At 37.4% G+C, this 15,503-nt stretch carries 12 protein-coding genes; 9 read left to right on the top strand and 3 right to left on the bottom strand.

Annotation, left to right across the window (positions count from 1 at the left end; all coding sequences use genetic code 11):
- The first annotated feature begins 145 nt into the window (after positions 1-145).
- The gene (locus ACRXC1_RS11575) at positions 146-7,723 is read left to right on the top strand and encodes a BspA family leucine-rich repeat surface protein (RefSeq protein ID WP_433658957.1); all 7,578 of its coding nucleotides are present in this window, start codon (positions 146-148) and stop codon (positions 7,721-7,723) included.
- A gap of 4 nt (positions 7,724-7,727) precedes the next feature.
- Here the strand turns inward: ACRXC1_RS11575 and ACRXC1_RS11570 are convergent, their stop codons facing one another.
- Positions 7,728-8,600 carry an ArgP/LysG family DNA-binding transcriptional regulator gene (locus tag ACRXC1_RS11570; RefSeq protein ID WP_433658955.1) on the bottom strand — a complete coding sequence of 291 codons (873 nt, stop codon included), beginning with the start codon at positions 8,598-8,600 and terminating at the stop codon, positions 7,728-7,730.
- 95 nt (positions 8,601-8,695) lie between these two features.
- Between ACRXC1_RS11570 and ACRXC1_RS11565 the strand changes: the two genes are divergently transcribed.
- The 3 genes from ACRXC1_RS11565 (at position 8,696) to ACRXC1_RS11555 (ending at position 10,731) form a co-directional block, all read left to right on the top strand.
- Complete coding sequence (locus ACRXC1_RS11565) at positions 8,696-9,331, top strand: LysE/ArgO family amino acid transporter (protein WP_433658953.1); 636 nt, start codon at positions 8,696-8,698, stop codon at positions 9,329-9,331.
- A gap of 8 nt (positions 9,332-9,339) precedes the next feature.
- Positions 9,340-9,666 (top strand): quaternary ammonium compound efflux SMR transporter SugE, encoded by a 327-nt coding sequence (gene sugE, locus ACRXC1_RS11560; protein WP_433658951.1) that lies wholly within the window; start codon positions 9,340-9,342, stop codon positions 9,664-9,666.
- 132 nt (positions 9,667-9,798) lie between these two features.
- Positions 9,799-10,731 (top strand): hypothetical protein, encoded by a 933-nt coding sequence (locus ACRXC1_RS11555; RefSeq protein WP_433658949.1) that lies wholly within the window; start codon positions 9,799-9,801, stop codon positions 10,729-10,731.
- 21 nt (positions 10,732-10,752) lie between these two features.
- Here the strand turns inward: ACRXC1_RS11555 and ACRXC1_RS11550 are convergent, their stop codons facing one another.
- The gene (locus ACRXC1_RS11550; RefSeq protein ID WP_433658947.1) at positions 10,753-11,733 is read right to left on the bottom strand and encodes an LLM class flavin-dependent oxidoreductase; all 981 of its coding nucleotides are present in this window, start codon (positions 11,731-11,733) and stop codon (positions 10,753-10,755) included.
- Complete coding sequence (locus ACRXC1_RS11545; RefSeq protein WP_433658945.1) at positions 11,730-12,794, bottom strand: alkene reductase; 1,065 nt, start codon at positions 12,792-12,794, stop codon at positions 11,730-11,732. The genes ACRXC1_RS11550 and ACRXC1_RS11545 overlap by 4 nt, the downstream gene beginning before the upstream one ends.
- Positions 12,795-12,879: 85 nt before the next feature.
- On the opposite strand from ACRXC1_RS11545, the gene ACRXC1_RS11540 reads away from it, so the two are divergent.
- The 5 genes from ACRXC1_RS11540 (at position 12,880) to ACRXC1_RS11520 (ending at position 15,474) form a co-directional block, all read left to right on the top strand.
- Positions 12,880-13,182 carry an ArsR/SmtB family transcription factor gene (locus ACRXC1_RS11540; RefSeq protein WP_392908881.1) on the top strand — a complete coding sequence of 101 codons (303 nt, stop codon included), beginning with the start codon at positions 12,880-12,882 and terminating at the stop codon, positions 13,180-13,182.
- Between the two features lie 151 nt (positions 13,183-13,333).
- Entirely contained in the window at positions 13,334-14,077 is a 744-nt protein-coding gene (locus ACRXC1_RS11535) for a hypothetical protein (RefSeq protein WP_433658942.1), read from the top strand.
- A gap of 2 nt (positions 14,078-14,079) precedes the next feature.
- Positions 14,080-14,277 (top strand): cold-shock protein, encoded by a 198-nt coding sequence (locus ACRXC1_RS11530; RefSeq protein WP_392908885.1) that lies wholly within the window; start codon positions 14,080-14,082, stop codon positions 14,275-14,277.
- 165 nt (positions 14,278-14,442) lie between these two features.
- Positions 14,443-15,273, top strand: coding sequence for an endonuclease (locus ACRXC1_RS11525; protein WP_392908887.1), 831 nt, complete (start codon positions 14,443-14,445; stop codon positions 15,271-15,273).
- Entirely contained in the window at positions 15,274-15,474 is a 201-nt protein-coding gene (locus ACRXC1_RS11520) for a hypothetical protein (RefSeq protein WP_392859356.1), read from the top strand. It abuts the gene before it with no gap.
- Positions 15,475-15,503 lie beyond the last annotated feature (29 nt).

Below are 15,503 nucleotides of genomic sequence, written 5' to 3'. Positions count from 1 at the left end.
GCTCTCTTTTTATTGAGAGTGAATAATTTTAGTTACTTAGCTATAAAGTTAGTTCAATTTCTAGCCTTAAGTTATTATTTTTTTTGGTGCACATCAAATTTTCTTTAGTTGGGAAAGTTTAATTTAGGTGGGGGAGATCTTTAAATTGAGAAATAATTCTACATTATTCAAATTCTCATTTATCGCATCGGCTATTTTCTTAGCTTATTATTTCTCATTCTCATTAAATAATAATCAATCAAAGACTATCAAAGAAGACACCGAGAAAGACTTAACAAAGAAAATATCGAGGTCCTCTCATCAAGCAAAGAAGATTAGTACTGACACTCTACAGAATACCGTAATTGAAGATACTCCAAATGAAGACGCTCAAGAACAAGAACGAAATGTTGCGAGCACTTTGGAGCTTGATAATATGGATATTGACGAGGGTGAGAGATTTATTTCGATTGGACAAAAGCAGGGAAGTTATAGCTCTGCTCTAAATGAAAATTCTCCAAGCACTTCTTCTCGATTTGATGATATTTCTTTTGAAAGTGAGCCTCGTTTTTTTGATACACCTCGTGCTGATTCTAATAGTGCGCCAAAAAAATCAAGTGAAGATGAAGAAGTAGGAATAAAGGTAACAAGTGTTTTTAATCCTCCTGAAAGTGAAACAGCTGAGAGCAACGAAGAAAGCTCAGGAAAAAGCTCTGGAAGCTCTAATAGTTTTATTGGAAATGTTATCTTAGCTCTTTCAACGAACTCTATTAGTAATCTAAATATCTCAGGGGGAGCATCTCCGGGACCTAGTGAAACTCTGACGCTGAAAAATTTAGGTAATATAAAAAGTTCTGCATTGATGGCACCTGTTATTGTTGGAGAAGATGCAGGACATATCGAAGTTATTAATGATAATTGTGAAGGTGTCGTTTTAGGGCCTAATGAAACTTGTACTTTTGAGATTAGGCCAATTGCTTCAAATAATGGAAGTTATAGCGTTTCAATGTATACAAGTGACTCGAAGGAGAGCTCTGATCTCGCGACAGTTAGTGGAACTCTCTCGGGCTTTGTTCCTCCTGTCGTAGATGCAATTGCTGATCAGGGACCAATAGCAGAGGGAAGCCCTGTTGCTACTATTGATGCCGGTGATGGTGGGGATGATTTTGATAGTACAGGTGAAGCACTTACGTATACGTGTACTTATGACATGATTATTGATGGGAGTGTGAACTCTGGAATTAATTGTACAACAATAGCTGGTGTTTCACTGAATCCTTCTTCCGGTGTTTTCGATTGGACACCAAATTATTCTCAGAGCGGAAATTATGAGTTCATGGTTGTCGCTTCTGATGGGAACCTTGTTGATGATGAGATTTTTGTTATCAATGTTGTCAATAGCAATCGTACACCTGTCATTGATAGTATTGCAAATCTTAGTGTTAATGAAAATGTGGCAATGACAACTATCGACGTTTCAGACGGTGGTGATGATCTTGATATTGATCTTGAGGCTATCACTTACTCATGTGAATTTGATACTGTTTTAGATGGAAGTGTATCTGGGACAAGCTGTTCAACTCTTTCCGGACTTAATCTTGATTCAGCGACAGGTGTAATTAATTGGACTCCAAGTTTTACACAAGCTGGAGTTTATGAGTTTAAGATTACAGCTAGTGATGGAAGCCTTAGTGATGAAGAGTTATTTATTGTAACTGTTAATAACGTGAATCGTACACCTATACTGGATACAATTTCAAATATTACGATTTCTGAGAATATTGCCATGACAACAGTTAATGCTAGTGATGGTGGAGATGACCTTGATATTGATTTAGAAACAATTTCATATACATGTATGTATGACAATATTATCGATGGAAGTGTTAGCGGGGCAAACTGTACAAGTTTATCTGGGGTTTCGTTTGATATTAACTCTGGAGAGTTTGACTGGACTCCAAGTTACTCTCAATCAGGTGATTATGAATTCAAGATTACGGGAACAGATGGTGGCCTTAGTGATGATGAATTTTTTTCGATTGTTGTAAATGATGTGAATGTTGCTCCTGTTTTAGATGCTATTTCAGACATTGTCGTAAGTGAGAATAGTGCTATCTCAACTGTTAATGCAGGAGATGGTGGGGATGATCTTGATTTTGATTCAAATACGATTTCTTATTCTTGTTCATTTGATACAACAATTGATGGAAGTGTTACTGGATCAAGCTGTACAACCTTAACAGGCGTGTCATTTAATGCAGTTTCTGGTGAATTGGATTGGACTCCTAATTTTGATCAAGAAGGAAGCTACGAGTTTAAGATTACGGGAAGCGATGGAAGCTTGAGTGATGATGAGTTTTTTTCTATCACTGTTTCCAATACGAACCGTACACCCGTGCTCGATACTATTTCAGATTTTAGTGTATCTGAGAACTCTGCAATAACAACGGTTGATGCTGGTGATGGCGGTAATGATAGTGATATTGATTTAGATACAATTACATACTCTTGTTATTACGATACGAGTGTTGATGGAAGTGTCGGTGGCACTAGTTGCCTTGGCCTTTCTGGGGTGTCTTTTAATGCAACAACTGGTGAACTTAATTGGACACCAGATTTTACTCAGAGTGGATCTTACGAATTTAGAATAAACGGTGGTGATGGTAGCTTAAGTGATGATGAGATATTTGTTGTCACTGTTAATAATGTTAACCAAGCACCAGTTCTTGATATGATTTCAGATTTTAGTGTTACTGAAAATTCTTCAATGGCAACTGTTAATGCAAATGACTCAGGAGATGATTTAGATGTTGATCTTGATGCGATTACATATTCTTGTCTATATGACACTGTTATTGATGGTAGCGTCTCAATTGGTTCTAACTGTGCCTCATTAACAGGTGTTAGTTTTAATGTGGCAACAGGTGAGCTTGACTGGACTCCTGATTTTGAGCAATCTGGAAATTATGAATTTAGAATAATTGGTAGTGACGGATCTTTGGATGATGATGAAATATTTGTCATTAATGTGACAAATACTAATCGTGCACCAGTCTTAGATTCAATCGGCGATCAAACAGTTGCAGAAAATTCTTCGATAACGACTGTTAATGCTGCCGATGGTGGGGACGACTTAGATGTTGATTTAGACACTGTTTCTTATAGCTGTGAGTATGATACAGCTGTTAATGGATCTGTTTTAAGTGGAACTGATTGTTCATTACTTACAGGGGTGTCTTTTGTTGCCTCAACAGGTGTCTTAGATTGGACTCCTAATTACTCTCAGTCAGGAACGTATGAGTTTAAGATTATGGGAAGTGATGGAAGCCTAAATGATGAGGAGATATTTTCTATTACTGTAAATAATGTCAATCGTGCCCCTGTATTAGATATTATTTCTGATTCATCAGTGAATGAGAATTCAGCTCTTACAACTATTAATGCAGCTGATGGCGGAGATGATTTAGATATTGATTTAGATACAATTACTTATTCATGTACTTTCGATACTACGGTTGATGGAAGTGTCGCGGGGGCGAATTGTTCGACTTTATCAGGTGCTACATTTAATACCTCAACTGGGGAGCTTGATTGGACGCCTAGTTATAGTCAAGCAGGAAGCTATGAATTTCAAGTTAATGGAAGTGATGGTAGCTTAAGTGATAATGAAATATTCGTCATTACTGTTAATAATATCAACCAACCACCTGTCCTAGATAGTATTTCAAATCAATCTGTCGCAGAAAATTCTGCAATGACTACTGTTAATGCTGAAGATGGTGGAGACGACTTAGACAACGACAATGATACGATCTCTTATACATGTATTTATGACACTACCGTAAATGGTAGTGTTAGTGGTGCAAATTGTACGGCCCTTACTGGTGTTAGCTTTAATAGTACGACAGGTATTTTAAATTGGACTCCTAATTATGATCAATCTGGTTCATATGAATTTCAAATTACTGGATCAGATGGAAGTTTAAGTGACTCTGAAATTTTTAGTGTCACGGTTACAAATACAAATCGTGCGCCTGCACTAGATTCTATTGCAGATATCATTGTTTCTGAAAACTCTGCGATGTCGAGCGTGAATGCTGCTGACGGAGGGGATGATTTAGACGTTGATTTGGATTCTATTTCATATACATGTACGTATGACACAGTTGTTGATGGTGCTGTTGCAAGTGCTACTTCTTGTACATCCTTGTCAGGGACTTCATTTTCTGCGACGACCGGGGTAATGGATTGGACACCTGATTATACTCAATCTGGTAATTATGAATTTAAAATTGTAGCTAGTGATGGAAGCTTAAGTGATGACGAAATCTTTAGTGTCATTGTAAATCATGTTAATGCCGCTCCTGTGCTAGATGCAATCTCTGATCAAAATGGTGCAGTAGAGAATAGTGCCATTACTACAGTCAATGCAGCAGATGGTGGGGATGATTTTGATCTTGATGGTCAGGCCCTAACTTATTCATGCGCTTACGATATTAATATTGATGGTAGTGTATCAGGCTCAAATTGTACGAGCTTAGCGGGTGTAAGTTTTAATGCTTCAACAGGTGTTATGGATTGGACTCCAGATTTAACTCAAGATGGTGAATACGAATTTATGATTATCGCTTCTGATGGAAGTCTAACGGATAACGAAATATTTGCAATCGTTGTGGCCGACCTTCCTGGGCCTTCATATAATGAAACATTTGCTTCGACTGGGGTTACAACTTGGACTCAGTCTGCAACTGATGATGGAAATTGGTCCGTAGATTCTAATACGACGACAAGTTCTGGAACAGGACCAAGTGCTCCAACTGATGGAACTTATTATGCTTTCATTGAGTCATCGAGTAATTATAATAATACTCATGTCATAGAAAGTCCGGTTTTCAATACTGTTACTGATAAGTACGTGATTGAATTTGATTGGCATATGTATGGTGCCACAATGGGGGAGTTAAATTTAGAATATTCTCTCGACGGTGGAAGTACATGGGAGCCAAGTATTGTTTGGAGCCAATCTGGAGATCAAGGAAATTCATGGTTTTCTGAAAGTATTAATTTATGCGAATCATTTCCGAGTTCAACTACTACGATGGTACGTTTTAGAGGAGTGACAGGTAGTAGTTATACTTCAGATATGGCAATCGATAATATACGATTAACAGCAGGACATCCATGTGACCTTCCTCCTGTAATTTCTTCAATTGTTGATCAAAATTCGTTAATAAGTACAGCAACAAATCCAATTCCTTTTACTATTGGTGACGCTGATTCGACGATAACTTGTTCGGGTTCAGTAACTGGAAGTTCTAGTAATACTGCTCTTCTTAATAATGCAAATATTGTTATTGGTGGAACCGCCCCGAACTGTACAGTCACGCTAACTCCTAGTGCTGGGGTGAAAGCTAGTACAGTCGTAACTCTTGCTCTCACAGATGGTAACTCAACAGTCTATGAAGTTTTCAATTATCATACAGTTGATCTATTTGATATCTCTCCAGGTGCTTTAAGTAATCTTGATATTGAGCCTGGTGAAGTTGGTGAAGAGTCAATCTTAACGATTACAAATAATGGCACGATTGCAACTGGTACAATTCAGTCACCTGTTATTACTGGAGACACTAGTAATTTTGAAGTTGTTGTTGATAATTGTACTGGGTTTTCGTTAGCAGCAGGTGCTAGTTGTACAATCAGTGTTCGTGGTGTCGAGACGGCCGCGACAACTTACTCTGGTAGTTTAACTGTTTCTGATGGAACATATGTCACTCCTGCTGTTTCATTATCAGGTAAGCATATTAATCCATTTAAGACGACTTGGAGAACGACAGCAACTAATGAAGTTGTCACTCTACCACTTGTTGCAACTTATAATTATAATTTTACTGTTGATTGGGGTGATGGAACACCAATTCAGACTATTACATCTGATACTGATACAAACAAGGCCCATACTTATGCAAGTGCTGGTGATTATCAAGTGAAAATTGTTGGTACATTTGAGGGGATGGATTTTCTAAATGGTGCTTATACTAATCAGCATCAATTAATTTCAGTCGAGTCTCTTGGTGAAGTTGGTTGGGTAAGTTTATCTCGAGCATTTTACAATTGTAATCAACTTACGACTTTTGTTGCAGGTACGGCGTCAACTGGTATTACGTCGTTTGAATATACTTTTATGAATAATACGTCATTAACTTCAGTTGATATGACAGGGCTTGATACAAGTAGTGCCGTAACTATGTCCTATATGTTTAATGGTGCGAGTGCATTAACAACACTCGATTTATCTGGATTTAATACTTCAAATGTTGATTCGATGACGCAGATGTTTTCAAATATGAGTGGTCTGACTAGTTTAAATATTTCTAGTTTTGATACGAGTAATGTTTTAAATTTCATTAGTATGTTTCAGGGAGTTAATAACCTGACTTCTCTTGATCTATCTCATTTTGATACATCTAGTGCTCTTTATATGAACGCTATGTTTAAAGAGATGAGAAATCTTACATCTCTTAATATTTCAAATTTTAACACTGCAAGTGTGAAGAATATGAAGGAGATGTTTAAGTATGTTCAAAGCTTAACGTCTTTAAATCTATCAAGCTTTAATACAGGAAATGTAACGAATATGGAGGGGATGTTCTTCCATGTGGACTCTCTTACAACATTAGACTTATCAAGTTTTGATACGAGTAAAGTTACAAATATGAAGGATATGTTTTATTGGAATACAAATATGCTTTCGATGAACCTCTCTTCATTTAATACTGCAAATGTAACTACGATGGAGAGAATGTTTGCAAGTAATGAAAAGTTAACAAGTCTTAATCTCTCTAGTTTTGATACCACAAAAGTCACAAGTATGCAGAGTATGTTCTCTGGTCTTGAAGCTCTAACAACACTAGATCTTTCTAGTTTTAATACGGCCAATGTAACGACTATGGCCTATATGTTTACATCGAATATTAGTTTAACTTCGTTAAATATCTCAAGCTTTAATACTTCTAAAGTTCGATTTATGCAATATATGTTTAACAACTTAGATGCTCTACCAAGTTTAAGTGTCGCCCATTTTGATACTGCCCTTGTTGAGAATATGGATCGAATGTTTAGTGGTATGAGCACTATTACAACTTTAGACTTAAGTATGCTTGATACATCAAATGTCACTAATATGACTGCGACATTTGCATATATGACCTCATTAACTTCTTTAAATCTTTCTGGTCTAGAAACTAATAGTGTGACGAAAATGGAGAGAATGTTTAATGATAGTCCATCTTTAACAACTCTTGATTTGACAAGTTTTAATACATCTTTAGTTACGACGATGTCATATATGTTTGCTGGAATGGACTCTTTAACGAGTCTTGATATTTCAACTTTTGATACTTCATCTGTGACAACTTTTAGTTATATGTTTAAAGAAACTGTTTTATCTGTTATTGACCTAACACATTTTAATACTTCAAGTGCTACAAATTTCGCAGGGATGTTCTATTTTGCTGATGGAGTTTCATCAATTAATATGGCCGGACTTGATACATCGAGTGTAACAACAATGTCGTGGATGTTTAGATATGCTGATGTTTTGGCCGTAGATGCAACAGGCTGGGATATTACGAGTGTATCAAATAGTACTGATATGTGGTCATCATCAAATGCCTTACTTGTGCTAACCTGTGATCAAGGTGGCACTCCTGCAACAGGACATATTTTTGGTGAACCTTGTAATTAGATCTTTATAACTTTTGGGCCGCCTTAATAAGCTTTTCATTAAAGAGTTTAATATGCTCCCTCTGATACTCCCATTGATGTAAAAAGAGAGAAACACTAAAATTTTTAGATGGATTAAGTTGGACAAACTTTCTCTTTTTCATTTCTTTTTCCATGTCGATGAAGGGGAGGAGACCATAGCCGTATCCACCAAGAATTGCTTTTTTAAAGCTTGAAACAGATGGCATGAGATTCATCTTTGTAAGCTTATCGACCTTGAAATTTTCTTTCAAGTAAGTATGTTGGGCCTTGTCATACTTATCAAAAACAACAAGCGGAGCTTCGGAGAGAGTCTTCTTATTTACACCTTCACTAAAGTACTCTTTGTAGAACTTTTTTGAACAAACTAAGGAGTAGACCATGTCACCGAGGTGTGTTGATGTATGGTTGGGAAGAGGTTTCTTTTCCGAACTAATACACATATCCACTTGACCACTCTTTAAGTACTTTAGTGTATTGTCCTGGTCATCTGCAATAATTTGTAACGTCAGAACTTGTGAGACTTTGCTGTCTGTTAAGACATCGTGAAAGAATAGGTCGAGGCTATCTCTATTCATAGCAATTTTTAATGTTGGCTTTGCCTTTTTGATGTCATCGTCTTCTAATATTTCATTTTCGAGGCTAGTTACTTTTCTCAGTAGGTTTAAGTATGACTTTCCTTTCTCTGTCGCACGATAAGGCGCCTTTCTAATCAATAATTTTGTCCCTAGAAAAGATTCAAAGTTTTGTATTCTCTGAGTTACTGCTGATTGGGAAATCCCAATGGCCTTAGAGGCAAGCTCAAAGCTTTGATATTCAATAACGGCCTGTAAGGCCCTAAGGGCATGGTAATCAATCATTATTTACTCTCATTAGTTTTACTAATTAATAATTAAAAAGATTAATTTAACTTATATCATGGTTTGCATTAAATTACGCCTCAGGAGCAGGTTTTATGGAATTTTTTACTCAAGGTTTTTTATTGCAGGCAAGTCTCATTCTAGCATTAGGTGCACAGAACCTATTTCTTATTGATATTGGGACAAAAAAGAAGAATCATTATTTAGCGGCAGCTATTTGTTCTGTCTGTGATATGGCCCTCATTCTTCTGGCCGTTCTTGGTGTCTCAGGAATGTTGGTAAAAACTGTTGAATTTAAAGTTGGGATAGGACTTTTAGGTGCTTCGTTCTTACTTTACTATGCAGTAATGAAACTTATTGACTCTGTTAAAGGTGTTAAGGAAGCTCAAGAAAATAAGAAGTTTGCTCTTTCTCGTCGCATAGTTATTTTAACGACTTTAAGTTTTACGCTTTTAAACCCACATGTTTATATTGATGCCTTCTTCTTAATTGGTGGTTACTCAACGCGCTTTGATCTCGTTCAACACCGTTTTCTATTTGGACTAGGAGCAGGTGTCTTCTCTATTGTGTGGTTTTACTTTCTCGTGACTTTCTCTTCTAAATTTTCACATATTCTTACTAAAGAGAAGAATTTAAGAATTTCGTCACTAGCGACAGCTATTGTCCTAGGATACCTTGCACACAAGCTTGGAAGTGAATCTGTAACAGAGTTCATTCAACTGGTGTCGTAGGAGGCACAATGTCTACTTCTATTTCTTGGATAATTCTAGTTATTGCAGGACTTCTCGAGGTTTGCTGGGCGATTGGATTAAAATATACTCAAGGTTTTACTAAGCTTGTTCCAAGTATTTTTACATTGGTCACACTTGCAGCGAGTATGTTCCTACTTGCAAAATCGAGTCAAACTCTTCCTATTGGGACGGCCTATGGTGTATGGGTTGGAATCGGGGCGCTAGGAGCAGCGGTATTTGGGATCATACTTTTCAATGAACCAATATCTCTTGCCAAAAGCTTCTTTCTTGTTCTATTACTAATTTCAATTATTGGTCTTAAGCTTTCAGCATAGACTTAATATAATCATCAACCAGGAGGTAACTATGACAAATTCATCAGTAAGTTTAGTTAGAGCTTCTTGGAGTCCAAGAAAATAAATTCTTCAAAAGCTCTTTTATTATTTCATAATTAAAAGAGGAATTTAATGACATTTAAACAATGTGAAATGCGGCCTTTTGCCTTGGCCGAATTGGATACCTATAACCTCGAGGGTTTTAGGATAGGTAAAGATATCGCTCTTAGTTCGATCGAAGAGGATCTGTTAGACGATCTTAATGATTTAAATAGTATGGAGACAAAGCTTGCTAGGCACAAGCTTTTTAAGGTTGATAATGCAACAGTTGATGACTATGAAGAGTCTTTGATTGACTTAGGTGACGGAAGAAAGGTCATTTGCGGTATCCGCCATTACGGGCGAGATCCAAATCTACCTTTTATAAATCTCATCCCTAATTTTTGCCTTTCTTCAAAGAGTGAAGCCTTAGGAGTCTATAAGTTAATTAAAGATCGCTTTGAGATCTTTTCACCGAAGTTCTTAAGCTTCCATAGTTCGATGCGTATGGATGTCGATTCGATTGGAGTTATTTATATGGCCATCTTAGCAGAGAGAATTCGTAAGCTTAGGCCATGGAGTGAAGAAGAGGGATTAGAGCTTATTAATATTAGCGATGATTCGTACTATGATTGGTATGTGGAAGGTTACCAGCAGTTTAACCGTGAGTATCCTGAGATGGCCAAAGACGTTAAGGCCAATAGTAAGGAGCTAATGAATGAGTCAATAGAACAGAATCTTTTAAAATATGCATACTATAAAGGGGAGCGTATAGGACTGATTGCTGCTGTTAAAAACAAGACTCTTGGCCATGATGACTTCTACTTCAATGAAATCCTTATACTAAAGAAATTCAAAGGGCTAGGACTTGCAAAGGCCATCCAAAGAAAGTTTATTCATGAAAATACTATGGGGCATGAACTCGTTTGGGGAACGATATTTGATAAGAATAAAGCTTCTCTAAAAACGGCCATGTCTAATAATAGAAAACCTATTCGTTACGAATGCTTTATTAATCTAGATTAAAAATTAGGGCCTTAATTGGCCCTATATTATTTCTGAAAGTAATTTTAAAGAATGTATTTTCTTTTCAATATCAAAGATAGAAGTCACAACCATAAGCTCATCAGGGCGGTAGCGCTCAATGAATTGATCGAGGCCTTTTTTAACTGTTTCCTTTGATCCGATAAAAGAAAAGTGAAGCATATGCTTGGCCATCATTGCTTCATCATGACTCCAATAAGAATTGATATCTTCTAATGGAGCTTGAAACTTCTTTTTTAATCCACGACGAAGATTAGCAAAAGACTGCTTTTGGCTTGTAGAGAGGAATTGAGCTTCCTCATCAGTGTCCGCAATAATGACATTCACACCTAACATGACATAAGGTTTTTCTTGCTGTGGCGAAGGTTCAAAGCCTGCATGGTATAGTGATAATGCTTCTTGAATTGCGTCGGGGGCGAAGTGAGAGGCAAAGGCATATGGTAGTCCTAAGTGGGCCGCAAGCTGGGCACCAAAAGTACTGGAACCAAGAATCCATAAAGGGACTTCTGAGCCATGCCCCGGAGTTGCTACAATAGGGTCATTAGCACTTTCTTTTGAAAGATAGCGCTGTAGCTCCACTATATCCTTTGGAAAGTTATTTGAACTTTGGGCCGTAGTCCTTAAAGCCTGTATTGTCATTTGGTCAGTTCCTGGAGCGCGACCAAGACCTAGATCAATTCGACCAGGGTAGAGTGCTTCTAATGTTCCAAACTGTTCTGCGATAACAAGGGGAGAGTGGTTGGGAAGCATAATTCCTCCCGCTCCGATACGAATCGATTTTGTTTGACTAGCAAGATGTCCAATAACGACGGAAGTTGCAGCACTTGCGATAGCAGGCATATTGTGATGCTCGGCCACCCAAATACGGTGGTATCCGTACTTTTCTGCCGCCTGTGCACTACGAACTGAATTATCAAATGCATCCTTAAGCTCTTGTCCTTCATTCACAAAAACTAAATCGAGTAATGATAATTTTGGAGTCATGATAAATCCTTCAAGGTTGGATAATCAGTATAACCAACATGATCGGGGCCATAAAAAGTTTCAAAGACTGGCTCATTTAAAGGAGCATCGTTTGCAAGCCTCTCTACAAGGTCAGGGTTTGCAATAAAAGGAACGCCAAATGAAATGGCATCGGCTATTTTATCCTCTAGTGCTTTTTCTGCAGTGGCCTTAGTAAATTTCTGGTTGGCAATTAGGACTCCATCAAATTTTTCTTTCAACTTAGGAAAAAGGCTACCTTCATCCAATGGATCGCGAGTAAAAATAAATGCGATCCTTCTTTTGTTAAGTTCTTCTACCACATGGCCAAAAAGTGCCAAGGGGTCAGAGTCACCCATGTCGTGGCTATCGCAACGAGGAGCAAGATGAACGCCGACGCGATCAGCGCCCCATACTTCAATGAGTTCGTCTGTAATTTCAAGCAAGAATCTTGTACGGTTTTCAATACTCCCTCCATATATATCGTCTCTCTTATTTGTTGAGTCTTGTAAGAATTGATCAATGAGATAGCCATTTGCTGCATGTATTTCAACACCGTCAAAGCCTGCCTCCATTGCATTGAGTGAGGCCTGGCGATAGTCTTTAACAATTGCTTTAACTTCTTCAGTTGTTAAAGCACGTGGCTCCTCATAGTTAGTGATTGGACGAACGAGTGAAACATGGCCTGCTGGCCTGATCGCACTTGGGGCCACAGGCTTTTGTCCATTTAAAAAACTAGAGTGGGAGATTCTTCCCACGTGCCATAGCTGCATAAAAATCTTTGAACCTTTAGCGTGAACTGCATTTGTAATTTTACGCCAACCCTCAACTTGCTCTTGTGACCAAACTCCTGGCGTGTTGGCATAACCTACGGCCGATGGAGTAATGGCCGTTGCCTCAGTGAGAATCATTCCTGCATCAGCTCTTTGTTCATAGTATTTCACCATGAGATCATTTGGAATTCGTTCAGCGCCAGCTCTAGCACGAGTTAGAGGTGCCATAATAATTCTATTTTTCAGCTCAGTTCTTCCAAGCTTTACCGGTGTAAATAAATTCGTACTCATTCGAGACTCCTTTAGTTTGATATTTATCAAACAATAGGCCTGCCCTTGATAAAAATCAAGTCCTTTGTTAGAATTTTATCTAACTATGAATGATTGCACACAAATACCATTAGATAAGATATTTAAATCACTAGGCGATCCCATTCGCATGAGTGTGATAAAGCAGTTAATTGCTTATGAAGAAGAGCATGGACACAAGGAGATTACTTGTGGGGCCTTCGATTATTGTGTAAATAAGGCCACTTTCTCTCATCATATTAAGATTCTTATTGAGGCCCATATCATCTGCCAAAGAACAGAAGGGGTGAAGAAATACTTATTTCTTAATCCTAATATCAAAAAACTATATCCAGGTGTTATTGAAACAATTAAACAAAGTTGCGTATAAAATACATAAATAAGAAACTTACTTGTAATTAGACACAGGTCGTTGTATCTTCTCTCAAATTAGGTTTCCTATAGTTCACTTCCTTTATTCGGTTCTGTCTATTTTTAATCTTTATTTATTTAGAAACGACAGAATTCAAGGGTAACCTTTAGTGAGCGCCACGCAAGTATTATTAAAAGATCTTATCAAAAATCCACGTACATATATTCGTAGTAATGATCTTCACCCACGTGTTCATGCAAAGAATTTAGATAGTAAGCTTGGTTTTCGTATTTCAAAGATCGAAGGAAAGCTTCTTCAAAAATATAAAGCTTACTATAAGCAGAATGATGGGAACAAAAGAAAGCAGCACTATCAAGGTACACAGACTTGGATAGGACTTCACCCTCAAGCACTGCAAACCCCTTACAATGATATCTTTGAGGCCCTCTATCTTTTAAAAGAATATGATATTGAGCGTATTGTAGACATTGGTGCAGGCTATGGGCGAGTGGGAATTGTGATGAATTCGGTTTTCCCTGAAGCTCGCTTTATCGGTTATGAAATTCTCAAGCAAAGAGAGAGCGAAGGAAATCGCCTCTTTGAAAAATTAGATTTAATTAACTGTGAAATTCTCTTAGAAGATGTTTTAGATGAGGAGTTCTCTCTACCTAAAGCGCAGGTATATTTTATCTATGACTTTAGTGAGATTGAGGATATATCTAAAATATTAGATGAATTAGTTTCACGGATTAATGAATACAGCTTCTTTCTAATTACTAAGGGAGATCGAACTGATTTTCTTTTAGAGAGAAAGTATAAACAATTTTGGAAGGCCAATGGCGTTTTAAGCTCTGGCGAATTAAAAATATATAGTTCTAACGTAGACCTAAAGAAACTTAAACATAAGGAGTAAGTATGAAAACAGGTAAAGTTAAGTTTTTTAATGATGAGAAAGGTTTTGGATTTATCGTTCCTGACGATGGAAGCAAAGATCTTTTCGTACACGTTTCAGCAGTAAACGGAAACACACTAAGTGAAAATGACGCTGTTGAATTTGAAGTAGGTGAAGGCCAAAAAGGTCCTTGCGCTGTTTCAGTAAGTGTTCTTTCTTAATTTAAAGATTGATTCACCGTGTCTTTTGAGAAAGCTAAGAATTTTAGCTTCTTAAAAGGCACACCTTTATAAAGTTCATTTATTTATAAGAATGCCTAATATATCTTATAAGATTTATTAAACTTTTTCATTGTGTTCATGTATTTTAGTCGATACTCTCTTTGCATGAAAATCACACACATCACAACAACTTTTCTAATTTTCATCACAAGCACGGTCTTTGCCTCAACTTGTGATCAAACTCAGTTTTATTCACGACTTTCAAAGCACGCATCTGGCTACGAGTTTAAATCGGAGCTTTCTTCACTTTTAAGAAGAACTCATCGTGGTATCTCGTATGATGACCTTCTTAAGGCGTATCGTAGTACAGATCTTGATACTACTTACGATGGTGATCGCACGATTATGGATATGTACTCTGAAAACCCAAACGGAAAAGATCCTTATCGTTTTCAACCAGGTCGCAGAACATGTGGCCAATATAAGGGAGAAGGTGACTGCTACAATAGAGAGCACTTATTCCCTCAAGGTCTTTTTAATAAGAGACGTCCTATGAAAACTGATATCTTTCATGTTTACCCAACTGACGGGAAAGTAAACGGACACCGTGGCTCTTATCCTTTTGGTGAAGTTGGTGAGGCATCTTGGGTTTCTAAAAACGGGTCAAAAGTTGGGAGAAGCTCGACAAGTGGTTACCGTGGACGTGTTTTTGAACCAATTGATGAGTTCAAAGGCGATATTGCAAGAGCAATGCTTTACTTTGCTGTTCGCTATGAAGCAGAAATTCCAAGGTTTAAAAACAATCCAATGACTAATGGTTCTCGTGAACAAACATATAGCTCTTGGTTCATCAAACTACTTTTAAAGTGGCATAAGCAAGATCCTGTAAGTGAGCACGAAAGAAGAAGAAACGATATTGCATGTGAGTATCAAAAGAACCGTAACCCTTTCATCGATCACCCAGAGTGGGCGATGGCCATTTGGGAAGTTCAATAGATGTTTAGAATTCTTATTACAGTTATTCTAACATTTATTTTTCTCGTTCCGTTCTTCTCCACTCCAGTTGGAGAAGAACTCTACCTCGAATATCAAGACACAGACCTTTATAAATCTATCTATTGCCAATACGTTGAGTGGTTTGGTGCTGAAGGATTTGATAAAATTAAGTTTGCAGTTAAGTGTCAGCTATTAAAATAAGCCCCTTATATTAGAAATATTTCAATGCA

Source organism: Halobacteriovorax sp. GFR8, assembly GCF_050955245.1.
In the GTDB taxonomy this organism is placed as follows: domain Bacteria; phylum Bdellovibrionota; class Bacteriovoracia; order Bacteriovoracales; family Bacteriovoracaceae; genus Halobacteriovorax_A.
The sequence above is the reverse complement of the archived record's forward strand: the minus strand, read 5'-3'. Positions and strand labels throughout refer to the sequence as shown.

Excerpts from the sequence above, each read along its gene's own strand:
- ACRXC1_RS11570 (WP_433658955.1), bottom strand. The coding sequence starts at position 8,600 with ATGATTGATTACCATGCCCTTAGGGCCTTACAGGCCGTTATTGAATAT.
- ACRXC1_RS11565 (WP_433658953.1), top strand. The coding sequence starts at position 8,696 with ATGGAATTTTTTACTCAAGGTTTTTTATTGCAGGCAAGTCTCATTCTA.
- sugE (WP_433658951.1), top strand. The coding sequence starts at position 9,340 with ATGTCTACTTCTATTTCTTGGATAATTCTAGTTATTGCAGGACTTCTC.
- ACRXC1_RS11555 (WP_433658949.1), top strand. The coding sequence starts at position 9,799 with ATGACATTTAAACAATGTGAAATGCGGCCTTTTGCCTTGGCCGAATTG.
- ACRXC1_RS11550 (WP_433658947.1), bottom strand. The coding sequence starts at position 11,733 with ATGACTCCAAAATTATCATTACTCGATTTAGTTTTTGTGAATGAAGGA.
- ACRXC1_RS11545 (WP_433658945.1), bottom strand. The coding sequence starts at position 12,794 with ATGAGTACGAATTTATTTACACCGGTAAAGCTTGGAAGAACTGAGCTG.
- ACRXC1_RS11540 (WP_392908881.1), top strand. The coding sequence starts at position 12,880 with ATGAATGATTGCACACAAATACCATTAGATAAGATATTTAAATCACTA.
- ACRXC1_RS11530 (WP_392908885.1), top strand. The coding sequence starts at position 14,080 with ATGAAAACAGGTAAAGTTAAGTTTTTTAATGATGAGAAAGGTTTTGGA.
- ACRXC1_RS11525 (WP_392908887.1), top strand. The coding sequence starts at position 14,443 with ATGAAAATCACACACATCACAACAACTTTTCTAATTTTCATCACAAGC.
- ACRXC1_RS11520 (WP_392859356.1), top strand. The coding sequence starts at position 15,274 with ATGTTTAGAATTCTTATTACAGTTATTCTAACATTTATTTTTCTCGTT.